Genomic DNA, 13,552 nt, shown 5'->3' with positions numbered 1-13,552 from the left:
ATCGCGAATCACTAATCGGCAATCAGGAATCGGCAATCAGGGGACTACGGGGAGTGAGTGACCCCGGACATGCGTCGGGGCCGGTTCGCAGTGGGTGTCTGCGGGCCGGCCCCTCATGTCTGCGGACGGCGGTCCCGCGCCGTCCGGGTGGTGCTCAGGCTGCGGTCACGACCCGGTGCGGGGCGATGACCCTGCCGTCCGGCAGGAGCTCACCGGTGTCCTCGAAGAGCAGGACGCCGTTGCACAGCAGGCTCCAGCCCTGTTCCGGGTGGTGCGCCATGAGGCGGGCGGACTCCCGGTCGGCTGACGTCGCTGTCGGGCACGGTGGCTGGTGCTGGCACATGGATGGGAACTTCCGCTCTGGCGTGAGATGTGGCGTGAGGTGTGGCAGGGCTGTCGTGTCTGTGTCTGTCGTGTCTGTCGCGCGGCGTGAAGTGTCGTTCATGGCCGCCCCCCGTTGTGATAAGTCGGTTCGAACCCAGTGTTGCCCTACGGACGTCGTTCCGCAGGTATTTCGCGGCACCGCTTCTCACAGGTTGAGGACGCATCACCCGCGCGGGCGGTTCATCGCAACTGCACTGTCACTTCGGGTGGTTCCGGGTGGCCGGATGGGGCTAGTCCGGACGGGGCGAGGGCGCCGGCGCGGGTGCTGCGCGGTCAGGGACAGCACCGTACCCCGTCACCGGGGCCGCGGTGACGGGGCACGGGGGTTCGGGCGGCCTGGCGGCCGCCGGGCGGGTGGATCAGGCCGGTGAGCCGAGCAGGGGCGTCGTCGTCGGGGTGACTCGGAGGGTCAGCATCGGGAGCAACTCGGCGACCCGGTGCGGCCGGTGGGCCGCGATGCCGGGTGGCGCCGGGGCCAGCGGCACCAGCAGGTCGGTCGCGGCGGGGTGGCCGCCGGAGCCGTCGGATTCGTGGTCGCCGTGCAGCCAGAGCGTGAGCATGTAGAGGCCGGGCACGGACAGCAGGCGTGCCTGGAAGGGCTGGGCGATCGACTCCGCCTGGCGCAGCGCGCGTTCGGTGGAGGCGATGTAAGGCCCCTCGAAGAAATGGGAGAACGCCCAGCCGTCCGGGGTGAGCCGGGTCTCGGCCGCGGCGACCGCCCGGTCGCCGCAGCGGATCAGGAACCGCCAGCCGGCCAGCCGGGTCGCGCTCACGCCTTCGGGAGTGATCCGGTCCAGTACGTGCAGGGGCAACGGGAGTTCGGGGGTGGCGTCTGTCTGGGCGGTGCGCAGGGAAGGGGTCCGGGCTTCACGGACCGCGGTGGGGGAACCGAGTGCCGTGAGGACGGAGCGCAGGGCGGGCGCGGGAGCCGGGGGGACATGCAGCGGCATGGTGGGTCGCCTCTCATTCGACAGGCACAGTGGCGCGAGGGCGGGGGCGGACGGCGCTGTCAGCTAGCTCTCGAGGTCGGAGAGGCGGGGGCCGGGGTCTCGGAAACCGGGGTGCGCCGATGGCCCGCCGTCACCTCGACGACAGGCTCCTTCGACCGTGGCGCCAGCCTTCTCTGCCTTGTTCGCGGAGTTTATACGAAACGTGTTCAGGCTGTGTTTCGTCTAGTCGATTCCGGGACACTCGGCAAGGGTCCATTCGGTCGACGATAGGTGTGAATGATCCCGATTCAGAGGGTGCGGCGCGGCGATGACCTCGGGATATGTGTTCCGGGCGGTCGGCCCATTGTCGTCGGCGTTTTTCACGAGTTCCCGAGTTTCGGAGTTCGCGAAAGAGCGCTCCGTCGCATGCCCGGTGAATGTGCCTCCGGTCACATCCCGTTCACTTCCGGTCAGCCTACTGGGTGCCGGGCCGAAGGGGGACGTTATCGATCGTGCGGGCTGGGCATCATCCCCCCTGACCCGGGAGACCGGCGGCCGGACGACCGGCCCGCCCATGCGAGGAGGGATGCTTCGATGGGGGAGAAGGTCGTGGCAGGCGCGTTCGACCTGTCCGACCGTCAGCACTACCGGGACAAGCTCCGGCGGTGTCTGACGGGGTTGGAGCGGCTTCTGGACCAGAAGCGCTTCGACCGCCCCAAGAACCTCATGGGGCTGGAGATCGAGCTGAATCTCGCGGGCGCCGACGGCCTGCCGAAAATGCTGAATGGGCAAGTCCTCGAGAGGATCGCGAGCCGTGATTTCCAAACAGAACTCGCCATGTTCAACCTGGAAGTCAACATAGCCCCACATCGATTGGGCGGTCGGGTATTCGACCGGCTCGCCGAGGAACTTCGCACGTCGCTGGCATATGCCCATCGAAAGGCGGGCGAGGTCGACGCGGGAATCGTGATGATCGGTATTCTGCCGACGCTCGACCGGGACGACCTGGTCTCCACCAACCTTTCCGACGTCGACCGCTACACCCTCCTGAACGATCAGATCGTCGCTGCCCGGGGAGAGGACTTCGTCCTCGACATCGAGGGCGTGGAGCGGCTGTCGTGCACCTCGAAGTCGATCGTCCCGGAGGCCGCCTGCACCTCCGTGCAGCTGCATCTACAGGTCACACCGGCCCGGTTCGCCGACGTGTGGAACGCGGCGCAGGCCGTCGTCGCCGCGCAGATCGCCGTCGGCGCCAACTCGCCGTTCCTCTTCGGCCGCGAACTGTGGCGCGAATCCCGCCCGCCGCTGTTCCTCCAGGCCACCGACACCCGGCCGCCGGAACTCCAGGCACAGGGTGTACGGCCGCGGACCTGGTTCGGGGAGCGGTGGATCAGCTCGGCGTACGAGCTCTTCGAGGAGAACCTGCGCTTCTTCCCGGCGCTGCTGCCCCTCTGCGACGAGGAGGACCCGCTGGAGGTCCTGGAGGCGGGCGGGGTGCCCTCGCTCGCCGAGCTCGTGCTCCACAACGGCACCGTCTACCGCTGGAACCGGCCCGTCTACGGCATCGCCGACGGCGTCCCGCACCTGCGCGTGGAGAACCGCGTCCTGCCCGCCGGGCCCACCGTGACCGACGTGGTCGCCAACGCGGCCTTCTACTACGGCGTCGTCCGCGCGCTGGCCGAGGAGTCCCGGCCGGTGTGGACCCGGCTGCCGTTCGAGGTGGCCGAAGCCAACTTCGACGCCGCGTGCCGCCACGGCATCGACGCGCGCCTGCAGTGGCCGCGGCGCGGACGGCTGGGCGGGCTCGGGGAGGTGGACGCGGTGAGTCTCGTACGGGACGAGCTGTTGCCGCTGGCGGAGGTCGGGCTGGACGCGTGGGGGGTGGAACCGGCCGATCGGGACCTGTACCTGGGCGTCATCGACGAGCGGTGCCGGCGGCGGGCCAACGGGGCGACCTGGCAGGTGGAGACCTTCCATCGGGCGGTGGAGGCGGGGATGCCACGGGGCGCTGCGCTGGCCGCGACGACGCGTCGGTATGCGGAGCTGATGCATCTGGGGGAGCCGGTGCATACGTGGCCTGTGGGGTTGCCTGAGCCGGTGCCCGTGTGAGGTTCGGGTCGGTGCAGCGGCCGATTGCTCTAGTTCGGGCTTTCCTGTGTGCCCGCTGCCACGATCGCCTTCAGGATCACCGTCTGGATCTGGGCCGGGTCGCTCACCGACTGGCCCGAGCCTCCGGTGGCCTGGGCTATCTGGTCGGCCTCTTCTCGGTCGGCGTCGGGACCTACGGCGATCATGATGAGGGGGACCGGGCGCTGGGGGCTGGCGAGCTTCTGGAGTTCGGTGAGGAGGGTGGTGCGGGAGATGCTGCCCGGGTCCTGGTTGACTCCGTCGGTGAGGATCACCAGGGCGTTGAACTCGCCCTTGACATAGGAGGAGGTCGCCGCCTTGTACGCGGCGAGGGTGGTGTCGTACAGACCCGTCGCGCCGTTCGCCACGGGGGCGAGGTCCGCGAAGGCCGCCGACAGCGCGTCCCGCTGGGTGCCGTCGCCGTCGGCCGCGCTGTCGCCGAGCCGCCCGGTCGGGACCAGGACGCGGTAGTCCCGGTCGCCGTCCAGCTTGGCGGAGAACTCCCACAGGCCGATCTCGTCGTCGGGGGTGAAGGCGGCGAGGGCCCGGAGCAGGGAGGCCTTGGTGACGTCCATGCGGGAGCGGCCCGTGCCGGGCACCGGCTCCGCCATGGAGGAGGAGGCGTCGACGACCGTGGTGAGCCGGGCGCTCTGCACGGTGATCGTCCACATGCCCAGCGCCTCCTCCACGGCCGTGTCCGAGGCGGGCTGGGCGGCCGGTTCGGCGTAGGGCTGGGGGCTGCGGCCGCCGGCCGTGGTCACCACCGCCCGCGGGGCGTCGTAGTCCGACGTCCGGAAGCCGTGTTCCCGTAGCAGTCTGTGCTGCTCGGGCAGGCGCAGATACGTCATGAACCGCAGTGCCGCCCGGCTCTCGTCGGTGCTCAGCCTCGTCTTGTCGACGAGCGTGTACGGGTAGTCGAGCCGGGGCGAGCCGTCCTTCGGGTAGAAGAGGTCGAGGCGGGCGCCGGCCTCCGCGGCGGAGTTGTGGGTGAACGCGGCCTGCTCGGTGACGACGACCGCCTGGTTGCGCTCGGGGTTGTCCTGTTCGGCCGCCGAGGCGTCGCGCGGGAGCGTCCGCAGGACCTGCGGGTCGGTGGCGGAGGCGTGCTGCGAGAGCGTTTTCATCATCGCCGCGGCCAGGGTGTCCCCGTCCTTGACCGCGGTCGCGGCGGCGCTGAGCCGCGTCAGCGCCAGCAGCCCGGTCGCGCTGCGCGCCGGATCGGCCGCACCGAGCCGCACGGAGTCGTCCCGCAGGGTGGCCCCGGCCAGCTCGAGCCAGCTGTACGTCTTCTTCGGCCAGCCCAACGACTTCGCGGCGGTGGGCGTCATCGCCACCCCGACGGGAGTGGAGGCGACGTTGCCCGTGACGGTCACCTGGGTCGCCCCGTGGTCGGCGGTGACTCGCTGGACCCACAGGTCCGAGTCGGCCACCCACACCTGGGCGTGCGGGTCTTTCCCCGCGGCGAGCGTGTCCGTGACCTCGGACGACTCGCGCGCCGAGACGGTGACGGCCAGGCACTGCCCGTCGGAGGTGAGGCCGCTGTCGCGCGCCTGCTTCGCCGCGACCGTCAGCGCCGGGGCCAGGTCCGGGGACGCGGCCACGGTCAGCCGCACGGGGTGCTCGCGGCAGGAGGAGCCGAAGGAGAGCAGCCCGCTCTGCACGGCGGCCGCGGCGGAGCCGGCGACGGTGAGGACGAGGGCGGTCGCGAGGGCCACGGAGCGACGGCGCCTGCGAGGACGGGGGTCGCTGCCGCCCGCCCCGTACTGATCGGGCAAGCTGTGACGTCCCATGACGGTGGTGCCCCTCCCTGTCGACCTGTCGTCCTTAGTGGCGGATTTCCGCCGCACGGCAGGCGAAGGGGAGGGACGCCCCGTACGGCGCCCGTCCCCCCGACGGTCTGTCACGCACGATCCTCGTAACTTTTTTCGAGACCCTAGCGAGACAGGGACAGGGATGCGGCGGGTTTACGCAACTGGAGGCACGTGTGCTGGTGGAGGCGGGGTAGGTGGCTGAATCATTTCCGCAGGAGCGGCTCTCGCGACGGATCTTCCGGGACGAGACGCTGCTCGTTCTGGGGCTTTCGCTCGGTGCGAGCGGTGTTTCCGCCCTGATCAGTTTTGTCGGATCGGTCACCCGGCCGGGAGGGCTCAAGGACCAGGCGGCGACGCTCAACGCCTCGGCCGCGCCGGGCCGTCCCTGGCTCGATCTCGCCTGGCAGCTCTTCGGCATCGCCACGGCGCTCGTGCCCGTCGCCCTCGTCGCGCACTTCCTGCTGCGCGAGGGGCAGGGGCTGCGGACGCTGGGCTTCGACCGCACCCGGCCGTGGCCGGACCTCGGGCGCGGGGCGGCGATCGCGGCGGTGATCGGCAGCACCGGCATCGCCTTCTACCTGGCGGCGCGCGGCCTCGGCTTCAACCTCACCGTGGTGCCGGAGGCGCTGCCCGACGTGTGGTGGAAGTATCCGGTGCTGATCCTGTCCGCGCTGCAGAACGCGATCCTCGAAGAGGTCATCGTCGTCGGCTATCTGCTGCGCCGGCTCGGCCAGTTGGGCTGGACGCCGGGGACCGCGCTGGTCGCCAGCGCCGTGCTGCGCGGCTCGTACCACCTCTACCAGGGCATCGGCGGCTTCATCGGCAACATGGTGATGGGCGTGGTGTTCGTCTACCTCTACCGGCGCTGGGGCCGGGTGGGCCCCCTGGTGGTGGCCCATTCACTGCTCGACATCGGGGCGTTCGTCGGGTACGCGCTGCTGGCGGGGAAGGTGGGGTGGCTGCCCACGGCGTGAGCAGCCCGGCCTTCCCCGACAGGTCCTAGACGAGCAGTTCGCCCTCGATGACGGTGACCGCGCGGCCGCTCAACAGGGTGCGGTCGCCGCGCAGTTCGGTGCGGACGCGGCCGGAGCGGGGGGAGGCCTGCAGACCGGTGAGCTCGGCGCGCCCGAGGCGCTCGGACCAGTACGGGGCCAGGGCGGTGTGGGCGCTGCCGGTGACCGGGTCCTCGTCGATGCCGACGTTCGGGAGGAAGCAGCGGGAGACGAAGTCGTAGCCGCGGGCGGGGTCTTCGGCGCGGGCGGTGGCGATGACACCGCGTCGGGAGCTGTCGGCGAGGGCCTTGTGGTCGGGGGCCAGGGCGAGGACGGCCTGCTCGTCGGCGAGTTCGAGCAGCAGGTCTCCGATGCGCGGGCCGGTGTCGTAGGTGGCGAGCGGCTTCGCGCCCAGGGCCTCGGCGACGCCGTCGGGGAGCTCGACCTCCGTCAGCGGGGCGGTCGGGAAGTCCAGGGTGATCGAGCCGTCGGCGGCGGGCGTGGCGACGAGCACTCCACTGCGGGTGGCGAACCGCACCGGGCCCTGGTGGGCGCCCGTGGTGTGCAGGACGTGGGCCGTGGCGAGCGTCGCGTGGCCGCACAGGTCGACCTCGGCGACGGGTGTGAACCAGCGCAGCGCCCAGTCGGCCTCGCCGCCCGTGGGGAGCGGGTGGGCGAACGCCGTCTCGGCGTGGTTGACCTCCAGGGCCACGTTCTGGAGCCGGTCGTCGCCGGGGAAGGCGTCGAGGAGCAGGACCCCGGCCGGGTTGCCGGCGAAGGGGCGGTCGGTGAAGGCGTCGACGATTCGAATCCGCATGCCGGTGACGGTAGAGGGTGGGGGACGCGGCGGGCCAAGGCCAATCCGTGAGTCCTGGACCTGGTTTCCGTGTGCGTCTGCTGGACACTTCGCTGGGGATCCTTCCCGGGCGCGGCGCGGCGGCTCCCGCACACGAGAGCGAGGAAACGGTTGTGGACGACACGGCGGTCGGCGACGGCGACAGCGGTGGTGGCAACAGCGGTGGTGGCAACAGTGGCGGTGGCGGTGGTGGCAACAGTGGCGGTGGTGGCGACGGCGGACTCGGCCCGGTGGTGCTGACGGGCGCCACCGGTTTCATCGGGTCGCACACGCTGCGCGCGTTACGGGACCGGAACGGGCGGGGCGGCGCCGACCGGGCCGTGCGGGTGCGCGCGCTGGTGCGCCGGATACCCGAGGGAGCGGGCAGCGGCCCTGTCGAGTGGGTGCGCGGCGACCTGGCGGATCCGGCCGCGGTGCGCGGGCTGTGCGAGGGGGCACGGGCGGTCGTCCACCTCGCCTCGTACATCGGCGCGGAGGAGCGGCTGGGCGAGGCGGTCAACGTCGACGGCGCCCGTGCGCTGATGGCGGAGGCGACGCGGGCCGGGGTCCGCCGGGTGGTGCACCTGTCTACGGCGGCGGTCTACGGCGCCGGGCCGCACCGGGGCGTCGAGGTGGACGAGATGCCGGCCGAGCCGGTGTCCGTCGTGAGCCGGACCCGGTTGGCGGGGGAGGCGTACGCGCGCCGGGCGGGGGCCGTCGTGCTCCGGCCGGGGATCGTGCTCGGGGCCGGGGACCGGTGGGTCGTCCCGGCGCTGCGGGAGCTGGTCGAGCGGGTGCCGGCGGAGTGGGACGGTGGGCGCGCGCTGCTGACCGTGATGGACGTCGGCGATCTGGCCCGTCTGATCGCCGCCGTCGCCGTCGGCCCGCGTCGGGTGCCGCCCGGCGTCTACCACGCGGGCCATCCGGACCCCGTGCGCATCGGCGACCTGCTGGCCGAACTTGCAGCCCACGGTGTGCTGCCGCCGCGCCCGGACGCCGACTGGCCGCTGCCGGTCTGCCTGGAGCGGCTGCGGGCCACGCCGGGGCGGGCGTCCGAGCGCCAGTTCTCGCTGGCCGCCCAGGACCACTGGTATCTCGCCGACGAACTGTGGAAGCGGACGGGACTGTCGCCGGGCCCGGGCCCGCTGAGCCGCCTCGCGGGGACGGCCGGGTGGTACCGCGACCGGCTGGATCGGTAGACCGGCTGGAGCGGCTGGAGCGGCTGGACCGGCTATGACATCGAGGGGTGTTCGGGCTTGCGGGCCAGAACGGTGGCGATCGTCCTCTTCGCTCCTTCAGCGCGCTCCTGCACCAGTCGGGCGGTGATCGCGAGCCCGGCCCGTGTCAGCAGCTCGACGATCCGTTCCGTCGCCGGCAGGCGGGTCTCGTAGGACACCGGATGGCCGCCGTACGCCTGCGCCGGACGCAGACGCTGGTCGTCGCCCACATGGCCGGCCAGCATCAGCAGGCCGCCGGGCGTGGGCGCCCCCGGGTCCGCCAGATGCGCCGTGACCTTGCCCGGCCCGCATCCCAGATCCGCGACCGGTCCGCGGTCGGCCGCCCGCACGGCTTCGGCGAACGCGGCCGGCATCGCGCGCGACAGCGGATCCGACTCCGCCGGGGCGAGAGAGGGCCGCTGACCTGGGGGGTGACAGGTTGGGTTGCGACTCAGAGCGTGGAGGCCCGGGCTTCGGGGCGGGCTGAGCGCGGCGCCGGGTTCGCGTCTCATCGATCATGGCGAGACCGGTGGTTCCTGAGCTGGGCATTGTCAGGGTGGTGAGACGCCCTGCTCCAGGGTTCGCAGTGAAGGTGGCAGTTTCCGGACCAGTCCCGGTCCGAGCTGGGTCTGAGCAACGCCCAAACGGCGTGCTGCCTCTGCAGGCAGTTGGGGGTGGTCGCGCCAGTGCGGGGAGGTGAACAGGCCGGTGAGCACGATGACTTCGGGGTAGGTGGCCACTTCGATTCGGGGCTCGGAGGGACGGTGGGGATCACCGAACGGGTCCTCGCCCAGCACTTCGAGTCGGCGGTTCCACCTCTGCCGAAGAGGCTCTCCGTGACTCTGTCGGCAATCTTGAGATCCGGGGTCACTTTCCTTGGCGCCACCACGACGCAGTCCGCCATTTACATAAACTATGAATATAAAAATGCTATGCTTCGAGCATGAGTCGTCAAGACACCGCTCCTGGCGCGTCCGCCGCCATCGGGGCAGCCCTCTACGGCCTGGCCACCAGGGCCGCGAGACGCCTGCCCCGGGACATGAGCCTGACGTCCGCCGCCACCCTGGCCACCCTGGACCGGACCGGCCCGCGGCGCATCACCGATCTGGCCGCGGTCGAGGGCGTCACCCAGCCCGCGATGACCGCCCTGGTCCGGGTGATGGAGGAGTCCGGCCTGGTCGAGCGGCGGGGCGACGCGTCCGACAAACGGGTCACGCTGGTGTGCCTGACCGAGGCCGGCGCCTCCTATGTCCGGACGCGGCGCCAGGCGGGCGTCCACGCGTTCGAGCGGTTGATCGGCGAGCTCACCGGCGACGAGGTCGAGGCGCTGGTGGCGGCCCTTCCGGCGCTGAAGCGTCTGGCAGAGCTCGAAAGCCAGGACCGCGAAGGGCCGAAGCAGTGACCGGGCAGCCGGTCGGCGGGGTCGCGGTGAAGGCGTTCCCGGTGGCGCGTTCCGAGGCGCGGCTGCTGGTCCCCGCCCTGATGTTCATCGCTCTGGTCGTGGCGGCGGTCGCCAGCCTCGGGACGCCGCTCATCACCAGCGTGGCGACCTCGTTCCACGTCTCGCTCGGCAGCGCGCAGTGGACGCTGACCGTCGCGCTGCTCAGCGGCGCCGTCGCCACGCCGGTCCTGGGCCGGCTCGGAGCCGGCCCGCACCGGCGGGCCACGATCCTCGCCACGCTGGCGGTCGTCGTCGCCGGCAGCGCGCTCACCGTGCTGCCGCTGTCGTTCGCGTGGCTGCTGGCCGGCAGGGCGGCCCAGGGCGTCGGGCTCGGGCTGACGGCGCTGATGATGGGCGTGGCCCGGGACCACCTCCCCGAGGAGCGCAGCGCGGCCGTGATCGCCCTGATCTCGGTGGTCTCGATCATCGGGGCCGGCGTCGGCTACCCGCTGGCCGCACTGCTCGCCGAGCTCGGCGGGGTACGGGCCGCCTATGGCCTCGGCCTGGTCGTCACCGCCGCCGCCCTCCTGACCGCGTGGCGCTCCATGCCCGAAGCCCCCGAAGGCCGCTCCGCCCACGTGGACGTGGCAGGCGCGGTCGTCCTGGCCGCTGCGCTGCTCCTGGTGCTGTTCCTCGCCGGCGAACGGAATCTGTGGAGCCGGCACCTCGCCGTGGCGGCGGGCCTCGCCGTCGTCGCGGTGGTGCTGCTCTGCGTCTGGGCCGTCATCGAGCTGCGCAGCACGACGCCCCTGGTCGATGTGCGGGCGGTGCGGCACCCGGCGGTCGCCGGGGCGAACCTCGCCATGTTCGTCGGCGGGATCGGCATGTACCTCCTGCTCACGCTCATCACCCGGTACGCGCAGACGCCGCACGGCGCCGGCTACGGCTACGGCTTCGGGCTGACGACCTTCGTCGCCGGGCTGGTCCTCATCCCGTTCTCGGTGCTGGGGTTCGTCGCCGGCAAGCTCACGCCGCGGGTCCGGACGCGGATCGCCGACCCCCTGCTCCTGGCCGGCAGCGCCGTCGTGGTCGGCGGCGGGTTCGCCCTGTTCGCGGCGGCCCGGTCGGACCTGGCCGAACTGTTCGCGGCGATGGGCGTGCTCGGCTTCGGCGTCGGCGGCTTCTCGGCCGCGATGCCCGGCGTCATCCTGGCCGTCACCCCCAAGAGCGAGACGTCGAGCGCCATGAGCTTCAACTACGTCGTCCGCAGCGTCGGGTACTCCCTGGGCAGCGCCATCGGCGGCCTGATCCTCGCCGCGGGCACCGGCCCCGGCCACCTCTTCCCCGACGACAGCGCCTACACCACCGCGGCGCTGGTCGGCATCGGCGCCATGGCGATCACGACGCTGACAAGCCTCGCTCTCGCCCGCCGACGCTCGTCCGAGACCAACCCGTAAGTCAGATGCACTCATCCCAACACTGGAGGTTCCATGCCCAAGGGCTACTGGGTCAGCGCCTACCGCACCATTTCAGACCCTGAGAAGCTGGCTGCTTACAACAAGCTGGCCGCTCCGGCCGTCAAGGCCGGGGGCGGTCGGGTCCTCGCCCGTGGCGGTCGGGTCGTGGCGTATGACGCCGGAATCGCCGAGCGCACCGTCCTGATCGAGTTCGACAGCTTCGAGCAGGCCGTCGCGGCGCACGAGAGTGCGGCCTACCAGGAGGCGCTGGTCGCCCTCTCCGACGGCGTCGAGCGCGACTTCCGCATCGTCGAAGGCATCGACTGACCGAGGTCCAGTCGGATCTTCACTGAAGTCAGGGTGGTGAGACGCCCTGCTCCAGGGTTCGCAGTGAAGGTGGCAGTTTCCGGACCAGTCCCGGTCCGAGCTGGGTCTGAGCAACGCCCAAACGGCGTGCTGCCTCTGCAGGCAGTTGGGGGTGGTCGCGCCAGTGCGGGGAGGTGAACAGGCCGGTGAGCACGATGACTTCGGGGTAGGTGGCCACTTCGATTCGGGGCTCGGAGGGACGGTGGGGATCACCGAACGGGTCCTCGCCCAGCACTTCGAGTCGGTGGGTTCCACCTCTGCCGAAGAGGCTCTCCGCTCTGCTCACCGGTGAACCACCGGGTCAGGCAGTCGCGGGCGTCGATGAGGCCAGCTCGGTGAAGGGATGGGCGCCCCGGCGGACGATCCGGTGATGCTGGAGGTTGGCCGGCAGAACCTCGGGCAGCAGCGTCAGATCGTGTTGCTCTGTTCCGAGGAGCCGGCGGCTGTGCCGGTGGCAGACACCTTCGTGGTGCGGGGTGCTGCGGACGACGAGCCCGTGGACGTGCCACCGGGCCATGCGGAGGCGGCAGGCAGGGCGGCGTCGCGGTTCGATGACCTCCTCTGTGGCGGACCGATGGTGTCGAAGCGGGTCGCTGATCGAGCCGAGCGGCGGCATTGCGTGGACCAGGGATGACGGGTTCCGGCCGGTCAAAGTCGCGAGCCGTCGCAGTGCGTCCGGGGTCCAGTAGCCGACCCGGTTGTCGACGCGGCGGTGTTGGCGGGACGGGCCGAGCAGGTGCGAGAGGTAGCCAATGGTGAGGTGGTTGGCGTCGGCGAGGCGGTTCAGGTGGGAGCCGATGGTCTCGTGGTGGACGGGCGGCGGCGTCAGTGGCAGGGGCCGCGGCCGGTCGGTCACGCGACGTGTTTCGGGCCGCGTCTGCGGCGCCGGCGCGCGCGGGGAATGTTCTGCTGTTCGGCGCTCTCGTCCAGGTCGACCCGTTCCAGCGAGGCTTTGGTGATCTTCTCGCTGCCGTCGAGGAGGGCGTCCAGGGCGGCCTCGCGGACAAGGTGGGACAGGCTGCCGATCATTCCGCCGGTGCGGTCGTGCAGGTAGGGGCTCAGGTCCAGCAAGGTCCCCGGTCGGTGGGCTCGCAGCCGCAGGGACTCCTCCAAAGTCGCCGCGAGGGAACACCAGGAGCCGCGCTGTTCCTCGGTCTTGTGGCGGAACGGGCTGGTGGGAATGAGGGTGTAGCGGCTGGCGATCTGTCCGCCGCGGCGTCCGGCGAACAGTCCGGTGCCCTCGACGTCGACGCCGGCCAGGACGAACGTCGCGGGGATGCGCTCGGACAGGTACTTGATCTGGTCGGATGCCTCGGCGCCCACCCGCGTACCGATGTCGAGATTGTGCAGTTCGTCGATGAGCACGAGACGGCAGCCGAGTGTGCAGAGCAGATCGCAGACCTTGTTGGTCACTTCGACCTGGCTGAACCGCGAGGGCAGCGGCAGGCCGAAGAACCGTGCGAACTCGATGCCCAGCATCTTCGGCGTGGCCGCGGGCGGGACGGTGACGTACACGACCGGCATCGAGTCCGGCAAGATCTCGCCACGACGCCGACCCAACTGTTTCCAGAGCCTGGTCGTAGGCAGTTCGCTCCGCCTCGGTGAGCCGCTGCAGGGCCGCGGGCGCCAGGATGTCCGGCGGAGCGGCGGCCTCCGTGGTGAAGGCGGTCCAGCCCTCCTTGGTCGTCAGCGGATGGTCGACTTCTTCCGGATCGAGGAAGTGCGTCATCAGCGACTCCCGTCGGTGAAGGCGTCGAACACACCGGAGAGCCGGGTGCGGCGCCAAGTCGCATGCCCGGTTCGGGAAGCGGCTCCGGGGAAACGGTCCGGTCGAAAGATCGGAACCGCGCCCCGGGCCGACTTCACCGGCGCCCTCAGCCGCGCGACTAGGTTCGCTGAGACAGAAGCCCGAAGGACTCGGTTCGCTGAGAAAACGACTACGACTCGATTGAGTGAGACAGGACACGGGTGACTCGTCTCAGTGAAGTTTGACCGTTCTCACTGAAGTTTGACGGGTCGCTGCCCTACGTTCGCGGCTGTTGGGCCCCCGAGG

The 13,552-nt window shown here is 71.2% G+C and carries 12 protein-coding genes and 1 pseudogene; 6 read left to right on the top strand and 7 right to left on the bottom strand.

Annotated elements, in window-relative coordinates; translation table 11 throughout:
- Window positions 1–154: 154 nt before the first annotated feature.
- Window positions 155–343, bottom strand: a complete 189-nt coding sequence (locus tag OG562_RS45975; protein ID WP_171396006.1) for a DUF5999 family protein — start codon at window positions 341–343, stop codon at window positions 155–157.
- 400 nt (window positions 344–743) lie between these two features.
- A complete protein-coding gene (locus OG562_RS05760) occupies window positions 744–1,334 on the bottom strand; it encodes a hypothetical protein (protein WP_266394411.1) in 591 nt (196 codons plus the stop codon).
- Window positions 1,335–1,907: 573 nt separating this feature from the next.
- Here OG562_RS05760 and OG562_RS05755 point away from each other — a divergent pair.
- Window positions 1,908–3,422, top strand: a complete 1,515-nt coding sequence (locus OG562_RS05755; protein WP_266394408.1) for a glutamate--cysteine ligase — start codon at window positions 1,908–1,910, stop codon at window positions 3,420–3,422.
- A gap of 29 nt (window positions 3,423–3,451) precedes the next feature.
- Here OG562_RS05755 and OG562_RS05750 read toward each other — a convergent pair whose 3' ends face one another.
- Window positions 3,452–5,230: a substrate-binding and VWA domain-containing protein gene (locus tag OG562_RS05750; protein WP_266394405.1), complete on the bottom strand. Its 1,779-nt coding sequence runs from the start codon at window positions 5,228–5,230 to the stop codon at window positions 3,452–3,454.
- Window positions 5,231–5,445: 215 nt separating this feature from the next.
- Here OG562_RS05750 and OG562_RS05745 point away from each other — a divergent pair, with 215 nt between their 5' ends.
- On the top strand, window positions 5,446–6,225 hold the full coding sequence (locus OG562_RS05745) for a CPBP family intramembrane glutamic endopeptidase (protein ID WP_266394403.1): 780 nt from the start codon (window positions 5,446–5,448) through the stop codon (window positions 6,223–6,225).
- A gap of 25 nt (window positions 6,226–6,250) precedes the next feature.
- Here the strand turns inward: OG562_RS05745 and OG562_RS05740 are convergent, their stop codons facing one another.
- Complete coding sequence (locus tag OG562_RS05740) at window positions 6,251–7,060, bottom strand: PhzF family phenazine biosynthesis protein (RefSeq protein ID WP_266394402.1); 810 nt, start codon at window positions 7,058–7,060, stop codon at window positions 6,251–6,253.
- Window positions 7,061–7,212: 152 nt separating this feature from the next.
- Here OG562_RS05740 and OG562_RS05735 point away from each other — a divergent pair, with 152 nt between their 5' ends.
- The gene (locus OG562_RS05735; RefSeq protein WP_266394401.1) at window positions 7,213–8,277 is read left to right on the top strand and encodes an NAD(P)-dependent oxidoreductase; all 1,065 of its coding nucleotides are present in this window, start codon (window positions 7,213–7,215) and stop codon (window positions 8,275–8,277) included.
- 32 nt (window positions 8,278–8,309) lie between these two features.
- On the opposite strand, the pseudogene OG562_RS05730 reads toward OG562_RS05735, so the two are convergent.
- A pseudogene (locus OG562_RS05730) lies at window positions 8,310–8,699 on the bottom strand (SAM-dependent methyltransferase); the annotation flags it as partial.
- 635 nt (window positions 8,700–9,334) lie between these two features.
- Here OG562_RS05730 and OG562_RS05725 point away from each other — a divergent pair.
- The 3 genes from OG562_RS05725 to OG562_RS05715 are packed head-to-tail and all read left to right on the top strand — an operon-like array spanning window position 9,335 to window position 11,460.
- Window positions 9,335–9,697, top strand: coding sequence for a MarR family transcriptional regulator (locus tag OG562_RS05725; RefSeq protein ID WP_323187644.1), 363 nt, complete (start codon window positions 9,335–9,337; stop codon window positions 9,695–9,697).
- Complete coding sequence (locus OG562_RS05720) at window positions 9,694–11,133, top strand: MFS transporter (protein ID WP_266394396.1); 1,440 nt, start codon at window positions 9,694–9,696, stop codon at window positions 11,131–11,133. Before OG562_RS05725 ends, OG562_RS05720 begins: the two co-directional genes overlap by 4 nt.
- Window positions 11,134–11,166: 33 nt before the next feature.
- Window positions 11,167–11,460, top strand: a complete 294-nt coding sequence (locus OG562_RS05715; RefSeq protein ID WP_266394394.1) for a DUF1330 domain-containing protein — start codon at window positions 11,167–11,169, stop codon at window positions 11,458–11,460.
- Between the two features lie 340 nt (window positions 11,461–11,800).
- Here the strand turns inward: OG562_RS05715 and OG562_RS05710 are convergent, their stop codons facing one another.
- On the bottom strand, window positions 11,801–12,355 hold the full coding sequence (locus tag OG562_RS05710; RefSeq protein ID WP_266394391.1) for a TniQ family protein: 555 nt from the start codon (window positions 12,353–12,355) through the stop codon (window positions 11,801–11,803).
- Window positions 12,352–13,014 carry a TniB family NTP-binding protein gene (locus tag OG562_RS05705; protein ID WP_266394389.1) on the bottom strand — a complete coding sequence of 221 codons (663 nt, stop codon included), beginning with the start codon at window positions 13,012–13,014 and terminating at the stop codon, window positions 12,352–12,354. Before OG562_RS05705 ends, OG562_RS05710 begins: the two co-directional genes overlap by 4 nt.
- Window positions 13,015–13,552 lie beyond the last annotated feature (538 nt).

Source organism: Streptomyces sp. NBC_01275, from assembly GCF_026340655.1.
In the GTDB taxonomy this organism is placed as follows: Bacteria; Actinomycetota; Actinomycetes; order Streptomycetales; family Streptomycetaceae; genus Streptomyces.
This window is presented reverse-complemented; position numbering and strand designations above follow the sequence as displayed.

Bases quoted from the DNA above. Each gene is read 5' to 3' on its own strand.
- OG562_RS45975 (WP_171396006.1), bottom strand. From the start codon at position 343: ATGTGCCAGCACCAGCCACCGTGCCCGACAGCGACGTCAGCCGACCGG.
- OG562_RS05750 (WP_266394405.1), bottom strand. From the start codon at position 5,230: ATGGGACGTCACAGCTTGCCCGATCAGTACGGGGCGGGCGGCAGCGAC.
- OG562_RS05725 (WP_323187644.1), top strand. From the start codon at position 9,335: ATGAGCCTGACGTCCGCCGCCACCCTGGCCACCCTGGACCGGACCGGC.
- OG562_RS05755 (WP_266394408.1), top strand. From the start codon at position 1,908: ATGGGGGAGAAGGTCGTGGCAGGCGCGTTCGACCTGTCCGACCGTCAG.
- OG562_RS05740 (WP_266394402.1), bottom strand. From the start codon at position 7,060: ATGCGGATTCGAATCGTCGACGCCTTCACCGACCGCCCCTTCGCCGGC.
- OG562_RS05760 (WP_266394411.1), bottom strand. From the start codon at position 1,334: ATGCCGCTGCATGTCCCCCCGGCTCCCGCGCCCGCCCTGCGCTCCGTC.
- OG562_RS05715 (WP_266394394.1), top strand. From the start codon at position 11,167: ATGCCCAAGGGCTACTGGGTCAGCGCCTACCGCACCATTTCAGACCCT.